An 8,849-nucleotide genomic window follows, 5' to 3' on the forward strand; every position below is an offset into this window, starting at 1 on the left:
TAAATATTGCTTAAATAGGCGTAAAACAACACTTTAACCAACATTCGTGGGTGGTAACTACTGGTGCCTCCGCCTTTGTATTGCTCAATTAAAGCATCCATATTTAATTGGTTGACTACTTCGTTAACCAATCGAACGGGATGGTTTTGAGGAATTTTATTAAAAATATCTTCAGAAAAAAGACTTGGACTATTGGCTGGTAGCGACTTAAAGCGTATTTTTGACTTGTTTATCATAACGAGCTCAAGATACATATTTTGAGGGTATAAACACAAAAAAAAATCCCGAAAATTTTCGGGATTTTTGCGTTTTGTGACTTTTTAGACAGCCTCTTTTTTTATTCTATAAATTATTGTTTTACGATAATTTATATATCTTTGTCGATATTTATTTATCAAATAACAAAATTATGAAAACGTTAAAAATCCTCAGTCTTATTATTTACCCTTTGATTTTATCATTTGTACTTTTTATACCCTTGTTAGGATAAATGTGTTTTGATTTATTAAATCAACTGGAACTAAGAGTACCTTCTTATCGACTATTTGGTACCTTTTATAAAACATCTGAAAGTTCATTACCAATTTACATCTCTACAATCTTATATTTTACCACTTATACCTTAATTATTTTAAGCTTACTATCTTTTTACAGTATTATTGAGGAGTTTAAAGAGCAACACTTTTTTAGTGACAAAGTTATTTATTGTTTTAAACGGATGGGGTGGTTATTATGTATCAGTTTCTCAATCAAATTAATTATAATGGGTAGTATCAAATATCAAGATGATCTTTTTGTAAAAACATTTACAATGGGGGTAAATAACCCCTTTGAAATGCCAATCATTATCTTAATATTTGGTTTATTCTTCCTCTCTTTAAGCAAGGCATTTCAAATCGCCAAAATTCAAAAAGAGGAGAACACCGAACTAAGACAAGAGAACGAATTAACTATTTAAATATCAAACTATTATGAAATATAAAATTACCTCCTGGTTATTCAGTTACTTTATCATTATTTTGATAGGAATATCTCTTATTAGCTGTTTTGAACTTTTTGTTGTTTTTTCAGAAACAGTTGAGCCTTCAGAATACAATTTGTTTATTAATCAAGTATTGGTTCAGGGAACTGCTGTTTCTTTCTTCCAAAAAATATTGATCATTATTTATTCCGTTTGTTTTTTAATGGTTATTTATCCCATTCGGTTATTTATTAAAACATTGGAATATTTTGAACAAAATAATTTTTTTAACCCTGTAGTTTTTAAGAATTTTAAAAGCATTGCTTATTTCTTTTTATTGATGAGCATTCCTATTGCTGTTACAGAAGCTGTATTTTACTTTTATAATATGATCGAAGACAGCAAACCTATTTTGTTTTTCATCAATCCATTTTCCTTTATGGGAATTAACATTGTGATTGGTATGTTCTTTTTATTTGTAAACAATTTACTTTTAAAAATTCAAAAATATCAAAACGAAAACACCAAACTAAAACAAGAAAACGATTTAACGATTTAACGTATGAGAACATTAAAAATATTTGGTTGGTTATCGCATTTCCTTTGGGCAACGATGTTGCTACTTTGTATCTTCTTTGGAGTATTGGTTTATTCGGAATTTAATAACAATCAGGAATATCAAAATTGGCTGATTGAATTTATGGGACGTGAAGTCGCAACAGAAAACAACAAAAGCTATTTTCAAATTTTTATAAGTGTTTGCTTTATCGTGTATTTGTTGTATTTCTATGCTATAACGCTATTCAACCTTTGTGTAAGAAAATTCGAGAAACGTATATTTTTTGACGAAAAGATTATCAAACGTTTTAAAAAGGTCGGTTTTATCTTTATCACAAATTTTATCATTGTTTTTTTACTTGATAGGATGTTTGTCATTCATTCAGAAAAAACAATCCAGGCTTCTACTAATTTTTCAAATTCGATATTAACCAAATTAGAAGCTCCATTGGGAAGTCTGATTATCGGTTTCTTTTTTCTTGTATTAAGTCAGGTTTTTAAAGAAGCCAAAAAACAAAAAGAAGAAAACGAATTAACAATTTAAGTTATGGCAATTATTGTAAACCTTGACGTAATGCTTGCCAAACGCAAAATGCAATCGCAAGAACTGGCAGATAAAATTGGTATTACTACTGCCAATCTTTCTATTTTAAAAACCGGGAAAGCAAAAGCTATTCGATTTTCTACTTTAGAAGCCATCTGTAAAGAATTGAATTGCCAGCCGGGTGATATTTTGGAATTCATTCCCGATAACGAATAAAAAATAGCAACTATAAGTTGCTATTTTTTATTAACGCGATTTAAATTTACTTTTCAAGAAATTCATAAATCCGGGTTCTATAATGTCTATTCCAATTCCAAAATTACTATCGGCAACTTTGTGATAAGCTTGTTTAATTTCTTCTAATTCGCTTAACAAAATTTCTTTATTAGAAACAGGATCGTAGGTAATCTGTACTCTTCCTGAATTTTTGGTAATTGTTTTCTTGGTTTTATGTTTAAAAAACGAATTATTTATGTCGCATTCCTGAATCGTAAAACGTTCTTGGGTATCTATCTTTTGATCGGTTTCCAATAAAATATCATAGCGTTCGCTGTCAAAGTTATGCCAATACGAAGCATCGCTGTGCTGAAAATCCCTGAGATTATTTTTCAATACATTCCGATCGAAATACATTAAAAAGCGTTTGTTACTTTGATCGATAAAATAAGGCTGCTCAATTGTTGCGGTATATTTTACGGTAAATTCATTGGCATCTTTATCGTCGTTTACAATTTCTATTGCAGCATTTTTAAAAATGTCGCGAAAATCTTTCCCGTTCCGGTCGTTACAATAATTCAGGGTGTAAAACATGGCGTTATTCCACGAATCTAAAATTTCTCGTTTGTTGGTATTTTTAAAATAATTACGCATACCATTTGCCCTGTTAAAGCGATAGGTCGATTTAATACTAAAATCACCCTGAGCACCTGTTGCTTTCAGTTTAATTTCTTCATCTACCGCATAATTGTTCCAGGTGGTAGGCTTACGTATTTGCAACTCTTGATTTTCATTTACCGGCAAATAGAAACAGAAACTAAGAACAGATCTGTTTTCAAGCAATCCAAATTCATTTCTTGCCGTAACATCAATAAAATATTCGGTTTCTTTATAGTTTATCTTTACAATAACGTGGTTAAAAGATAATAACGAAGGCAGATAATATTTAATATAAAAATCGGCATTGTAATTTACCAGAACAATTTGTGCATCGACTTGTAAATAATCTAAAATAACCTTGAGTAAAACAGATTTTGCCTTACAATCGCCTTGTTTGTTTTGATAGGTTATTGCAGGAGATTGCGGTTTGTGTCCGTTCATTTCATCTGCCGTGAAAATATAGTAAATGTTATTTTGAACAAATTCTATGGCGTATCTTATTTTGGCATCTAAATTGGGTAATGTGTTTAACGTTTCTGCCAAATCGGGTGCAAATGTCTGTAAACGGGCTTCTTCTAAAACATCTTTATAAAGCGGATAAATATAATTTGACAATTCTTTCCAAGTGGCATCGGTTGCAAAATCAATAAAAGGGTACAGTTCGCGGCTTGTATCTACTTGGTTTATATAATCTTTATAACTAATAGAATAGTTTTCTCCTTTTTCCAAATATCCTATTTCTTTAGGTAAAATCGTTCCGTTTTCATCTCTGAAAAAACATTCTTTATATGCCACTTTCCGGTTTCTGTTGTTTATAAAACGATAATTATATTGTCCGTAAGCCCAGTAATTATCCGGACTGATAAATACGTGTTTTACAAAATCTTTTCTAAGAAATTCTTTTTCGGCAAAGGTTTTTATTCTGCAGTCTTCTAAAATAAGAACGTCGTTTAAACGTAAGTCTTTAATTGATATGTTCAGTTTTTTTGAGCTGCTTAAGATCCCACCGTGACTATTGGTTTCATTGTCAAGGACCTTAATTTTTGTATCGGGAATTTTATCGATAAGAACCCCGTCTCTCAACACATTTATTCTGTGAATTTCAAAATGTTCATTTTCTTCGAGAACCATATCATTGATCGATGCCCGTTCAAGATTTTCAGGCTGGCTAAGCGTGTAGGCCATCAATGCGTAATCAGCCGAAAAGCGGTCATCAGAATAATAATCTTTATTGATAAAATAACAATAATCTCTGCCTAAATCTCTTTGTTCTAACGCAAAAGGTGTCTCTTTGATTAAATCGGTAATTTGTTCGTCCGTTAACGTTGCAGCCCATGGCTGTGCCGTACAAAAACGGTATAAATTTTGGGTTTCTAACTCCATAGCATAATTTTTTTTCGGTTACTAAAATAAGAAAAATAATGAGAATTTTCTTAATGAATTGTTTTGCTATTTTGTACCTTTAAATTAAAAATTCACATTTATGAATGATATAGCACCAATTTCACCATCTATATTAGACAACGATTTTTACAAATTCACGATGCAATATGCCGTGATTAAATTATTTCCGTATGCTAAAGGTCGTTATCAGTTCATCAATCGTGGCAAACACGAATTTCCTGAGAATTTTGCGGGTCGGCTGCGTGAAGCAATTGATGATATGGCAAAACTGAAATTAACCTATAAAGAGAAAGAATTTTTGCGAGAAACCTGTCCGTACCTTGATCCCACGTATTTAGATTTTTTACAGGGATACCGTTATGATCCATCCGAAGTTATCATTGAGCAAACGGGCAATGATTTAAAAGTCAGCATAGAAGGTTATTGGTACCGAACCATTTTGTGGGAAGTACCTATTATGGCATTGATTTGTGAATTGTTCTATCAGGAAACCCATCAAAAACGACATTCAGATGAATTGGTCGTAAAAACCGTTGAAGATAAAATAAAAAAATACCGCGATTTAAACATTGTGTTTGCCGAGTTTGGTACGCGCAGAAGGCATTCTTACGAAGTACACGATTTGGTTGTGAAAACATTAAAAGAAAACGGTCAGGGAACTTTTATAGGAACCAGCAATGTGTATCTGGCAATGAAATACAATACCAAACCTATTGGTACCCACGCACACGAATGGTTTATGTTTCACGCGGCAAAATATGGTTTTAAAATGGCGAATAGTATGGGATTGGAACACTGGACAGATGTTTACCGTGGCGATTTAGGAATTGCCTTAACCGATACATATACCACCGAAGTTTTCTTTGAACAGTTCGACAAGAAATTCGCAAAATTGTTTGATGGCGTGCGTCATGATTCTGGAGATCCGTTAGAATTTGGCAATAAAACCATTGCACATTATCAAAAGTTAGGCATTAATCCGTTGACCAAAACCATTATTTTTTCTGACGGATTGAATTATAACAAAGTAGAACGAATCACAGAGCATTGCAAAGGTAGAATCGGGTTGTCGTTTGGAATCGGAACCGACTTAACAAATGATGTAGGTCTAAAACCAATGAACATCGTGTTAAAAATGACCGAAGCCAAACCCGAAAATGCCGATTGGACAGGTGTAGTGAAATTATCTGATGAGTCCATGAAACACACCGGAACAGCAGAAGATATAGATTTAGCAATACGATTGTTGAATGTTAAGTTGTAGTAAATTAGTACCAAGCTTGTCACTCTGAATTCGTTTCAGAGTCTTATAACAAAGAGCAAAACAATGAAACAATATTATATTTACATATTAACAAACAGATTTAGAACAACATTTTACATTGGTGTAACAAATAATTTAAATATAAGAATTAGTCAACATGCTGATGGTAGGGGTTCTAAATTTACATCAAAATATCAATTAGTTGATTTGGTCTATTATGAAATATATAATGATATAAACAGTGTTATTGCAAGGGAAAAACAATTAAAGAATTGGAGAAAAGATTGGAAAATAAATCTAATTAAAACGATAAATCCAAAGTTGGAAACACTAACAATTTTGTGAGATGCTGAAACAAGTTCAGCATGACAGAATCTATGTCACTCTGAGCTTGACTCAGAATCGCAAAAGAAGTTACTTTAATGTTACTGATATAATAAAAAACAAGCAAGAAGTTAAAAGAATATGAATACCATTTCAAAAGCACTAAAGAAACAAAAAATCACGATTTCATTTGATGAAAATATCGATCCATCAAAATTAGATATTAAAATAGTTGATGGTTTGGGCGGTTGGCATACAACTATTTATAACATCTTTTTAAATAATGAATTAGATATTGAATCATTACCTAAATCAAAAGGAATATATAAATTGAATATTAACTATGGTGAGGAACTTACATATACTGAGTTTTTTATTTATTTAGGTAAACCAGATAGTGAAGAATTACAATTCAATTTTTATAAAGAAAATGGGCGAATTTTCTGTAAAATCACATCGAAACTATCCAATGAATTAAATAAAGAAATAGTTCTAAATCCATTTTCTGACGAAATGAAAGAGCTATTTGAAGAATTAAAAAAAATGAATCAATAGGTCAATCTGAAAATTAAAAACTTCAAAAATGTTCCAAGAAAACCAAAAGTTACATATACCAACAGACGATACCATTATTTGGAAATACTTAGACCTTTCTAAATTCCTGGACTTATTAATGTCTAACAGAATGTTTATGGCTCGGTCTGACAAGTTTGAAGATCAGTTTGAAGGAACTTTTAGTGAGCCAACCTATGAAGAAATTAAAAAACTCTTGGCTGATAATCCGGAATATTTAGACGCTTACAAAGCCAAACGAAAAAATATTGTTATAAGCAGTTGGCACGCAAATTCATACGAAAGTTACGCCATGTGGCAGGTTTTTACTAAAAATAATGAAGGATTGGCGATACAATCAACCATTGGAAATCTCAAAAAAGCGTTAATCGAACCCAAAGCCGATCAGTTTGTTGGTGAAGTCAATTACATCGATTACAAAAAAGAACTTATTCCATTTGATGACGATTTTTTTCCTTTCCTGTTTAAACGAAAAAGCTTTCAGTACGAACATGAAGTACGAATTATCACCGATGTTACTCATTTAGACCTAAATGTAAACGAAGGTGTAAAAGTCTTGATTGACATCAACAAAATGATTGAACGTTTGTACATTCATCCCAAATCTGAAAACTGGTACAAAAAATTAGTTATTGAAGTGGTTGAACGTTTAGGCTTTGAATTTACCATTGAAAAATCTGACTTAGAAAGCGATATTTTAATTTAACAGCTTATTACACTCAAATGTTCAACTCCAATATTATGGACAGAAAATTTATGGGGATCTGTAAGATTTTATACCGAAATTTTAGGTTTTACTTGTACCGAATTTAATGAAGACTGGCAATGGGCTGCTTTGCAAAAAAACGAAGTCGAAATTATATTATCCAAACCAAATACTCATGTTCCGTTTGATGAAATAGGTTTTACCGGCTCATTTTACATTGAAGTTGATACTATGAAACACTATGTCATCAATTAAAAGAGAAAGTAAACATCGTATATGATCTGGATATTTTTGATTGGAAAATGAAAGAATTTGCCTTTACAGATAATAACGGATATATTATACAGTTTGGTGAAAACATTAATAATTAAACTTTAGGGCGTTCTTGTACCATATTCATAAAAAAGATAGTTTGCATTTTTCGTGCTTTAAATTTTAATAACTCAACGTTATCGCCTTCAAAAAATTCATCAAGCGTATTTAACCAGTAAAACAGCCAAGTGCCAAAATTATGTGCAGTAATACTATAATTTGTAAACGCATCAACTTTATTGTGTGCTTCAATTGGATTGCCTTTATATTTTTGAACGCCAAAAATATGTTGTTCCCAAAAATCGATAATCTTTTGTAAATGAGGTTCCCAATCGGTAATAATAGCATTAAAAATTGGTCCCAATTCATCATCTTTTCTTACTTTGTCGTAAAAAACACGTACTAATTTTTCTAAATCTTCCCTGTTTTTAATATCGGTTTTCATTTGATTATTTTTTATAAAATTACAAAGAATTTTTACAATAAAAATAGTTATTTTTGCCAACAAATTAAACTTAAAAAAATGGCAGGTACAAGAACATTTACAATGATTAAGCCAGACGCGGTTGAAGCTGGAAGTATTGGTGGAATTTTAAATATGATCACTGAAGGTGGATTTAGAATTGTTGCAATGAAATTAACTCAATTAACAGTTGCTGATGCAAAAAAATTCTATGAAGTTCATGCAGAGCGCCCATTCTACGGAGAATTGGTAGAATTTATGTCAAGAGGCCCAATTGTTGCAGCAATCTTAGAAAAAGAAAACGCTGTTGAGGATTTTCGTACATTAATTGGAGCTACCAACCCGGCAGATGCAGCTGAAGGAACCATTCGTAAAAAATACGCGAAATCTATCGGTGAAAATGCTGTTCATGGATCAGATTCTGATGAAAATGCAGAAATTGAAGCGGCTTTCCACTTTGCAGGAAGAGAGCAATTCTAAAATTAGAAAAAAGCTTAAAGAATATAAAACCACGCATAATGCGTGGTTTTATTGTTAATTTAAATCTTTAATACCCCCCTTCAGTAGGTATTTTTTGATAGATGATTTATGTCTTTTTATTTACTTTCCTTTTCCTACAACGTTAAATCCCCACTTCGTAACTCTTTAGTTTATAGCGAAGTAAAAAAAGAATAGAAAAAAGGATAAAAAAGATTAGGAATTAACCGGAAAAGGAGGTTATCTTTGCACTCGCAATACAGAAATAACGTTCATTTAAAGATTAGTTAACACAAGAAAAATTAATAAAAATAAATTTGGATTGTAAAAAGAAAAGGTTGTAGTTTTGCCGTCCGTTTCAAGTAAGAAGGCAGCAAGGATACAGGA

General features: G+C 31.5%; 11 protein-coding genes and 1 pseudogene. 9 read left to right on the top strand and 3 right to left on the bottom strand.

Annotation, left to right across the window (positions count from 1 at the left end):
• Positions 1-236, bottom strand: a pseudogene (locus BLW20_RS13855) (IS5/IS1182 family transposase); the annotation flags it as partial.
• Positions 237-763: 527 nt separating this feature from the next.
• On the opposite strand from BLW20_RS13855, the gene BLW20_RS14995 reads away from it, so the two are divergent.
• The 4 genes from BLW20_RS14995 to BLW20_RS13875 are packed head-to-tail and all read left to right on the top strand — an operon-like array spanning position 764 to position 2,279.
• The gene (locus tag BLW20_RS14995) at positions 764-958 is read left to right on the top strand and encodes a hypothetical protein (protein WP_397334349.1); all 195 of its coding nucleotides are present in this window, start codon (positions 764-766) and stop codon (positions 956-958) included.
• A 13-nt stretch (positions 959-971) separates the two neighbouring features.
• Positions 972-1,520 (top strand): DUF2975 domain-containing protein, encoded by a 549-nt coding sequence (locus BLW20_RS13865; protein ID WP_091102612.1) that lies wholly within the window; start codon positions 972-974, stop codon positions 1,518-1,520.
• Positions 1,521-1,523: 3 nt separating this feature from the next.
• Positions 1,524-2,063, top strand: a complete 540-nt coding sequence (locus BLW20_RS13870) for a DUF2975 domain-containing protein (protein ID WP_091102615.1) — start codon at positions 1,524-1,526, stop codon at positions 2,061-2,063.
• Between the two features lie 3 nt (positions 2,064-2,066).
• Positions 2,067-2,279, top strand: coding sequence for a helix-turn-helix domain-containing protein (locus tag BLW20_RS13875; RefSeq protein WP_091102619.1), 213 nt, complete (start codon positions 2,067-2,069; stop codon positions 2,277-2,279).
• 30 nt (positions 2,280-2,309) lie between these two features.
• Here BLW20_RS13875 and BLW20_RS13880 read toward each other — a convergent pair whose 3' ends face one another.
• A complete protein-coding gene (locus BLW20_RS13880) occupies positions 2,310-4,322 on the bottom strand; it encodes a DUF3857 domain-containing protein (protein WP_091102623.1) in 2,013 nt (670 codons plus the stop codon).
• Between the two features lie 100 nt (positions 4,323-4,422).
• Between BLW20_RS13880 and pncB the strand changes: the two genes are divergently transcribed.
• The 4 genes from pncB (at position 4,423) to BLW20_RS13900 (ending at position 7,210) form a co-directional block, all read left to right on the top strand.
• On the top strand, positions 4,423-5,607 hold the full coding sequence (gene pncB / locus BLW20_RS13885) for a nicotinate phosphoribosyltransferase (RefSeq protein ID WP_091102626.1): 1,185 nt from the start codon (positions 4,423-4,425) through the stop codon (positions 5,605-5,607).
• Between the two features lie 63 nt (positions 5,608-5,670).
• Positions 5,671-5,952: a GIY-YIG nuclease family protein gene (locus tag BLW20_RS13890; RefSeq protein WP_091102629.1), complete on the top strand. Its 282-nt coding sequence runs from the start codon at positions 5,671-5,673 to the stop codon at positions 5,950-5,952.
• A 120-nt stretch (positions 5,953-6,072) separates the two neighbouring features.
• Positions 6,073-6,486: a hypothetical protein gene (locus BLW20_RS13895; protein ID WP_091102633.1), complete on the top strand. Its 414-nt coding sequence runs from the start codon at positions 6,073-6,075 to the stop codon at positions 6,484-6,486.
• Between the two features lie 28 nt (positions 6,487-6,514).
• Entirely contained in the window at positions 6,515-7,210 is a 696-nt protein-coding gene (locus BLW20_RS13900; protein ID WP_091102637.1) for a hypothetical protein, read from the top strand.
• Between the two features lie 367 nt (positions 7,211-7,577).
• Here the strand turns inward: BLW20_RS13900 and BLW20_RS13910 are convergent, their stop codons facing one another.
• Positions 7,578-7,967 carry a group III truncated hemoglobin gene (locus BLW20_RS13910; RefSeq protein ID WP_091102641.1) on the bottom strand — a complete coding sequence of 130 codons (390 nt, stop codon included), beginning with the start codon at positions 7,965-7,967 and terminating at the stop codon, positions 7,578-7,580.
• Positions 7,968-8,045: 78 nt separating this feature from the next.
• On the opposite strand from BLW20_RS13910, the gene BLW20_RS13915 reads away from it, so the two are divergent.
• Positions 8,046-8,465: a nucleoside-diphosphate kinase gene (locus BLW20_RS13915; protein WP_091102645.1), complete on the top strand. Its 420-nt coding sequence runs from the start codon at positions 8,046-8,048 to the stop codon at positions 8,463-8,465.
• Positions 8,466-8,849: the final 384 nt, after the last annotated feature.

It is taken from the genome of Paenimyroides marinum (genome assembly GCF_900108395.1).
Taxonomy (GTDB): Bacteria; Bacteroidota; Bacteroidia; order Flavobacteriales; family Flavobacteriaceae; genus Flavobacterium; species Flavobacterium marinum.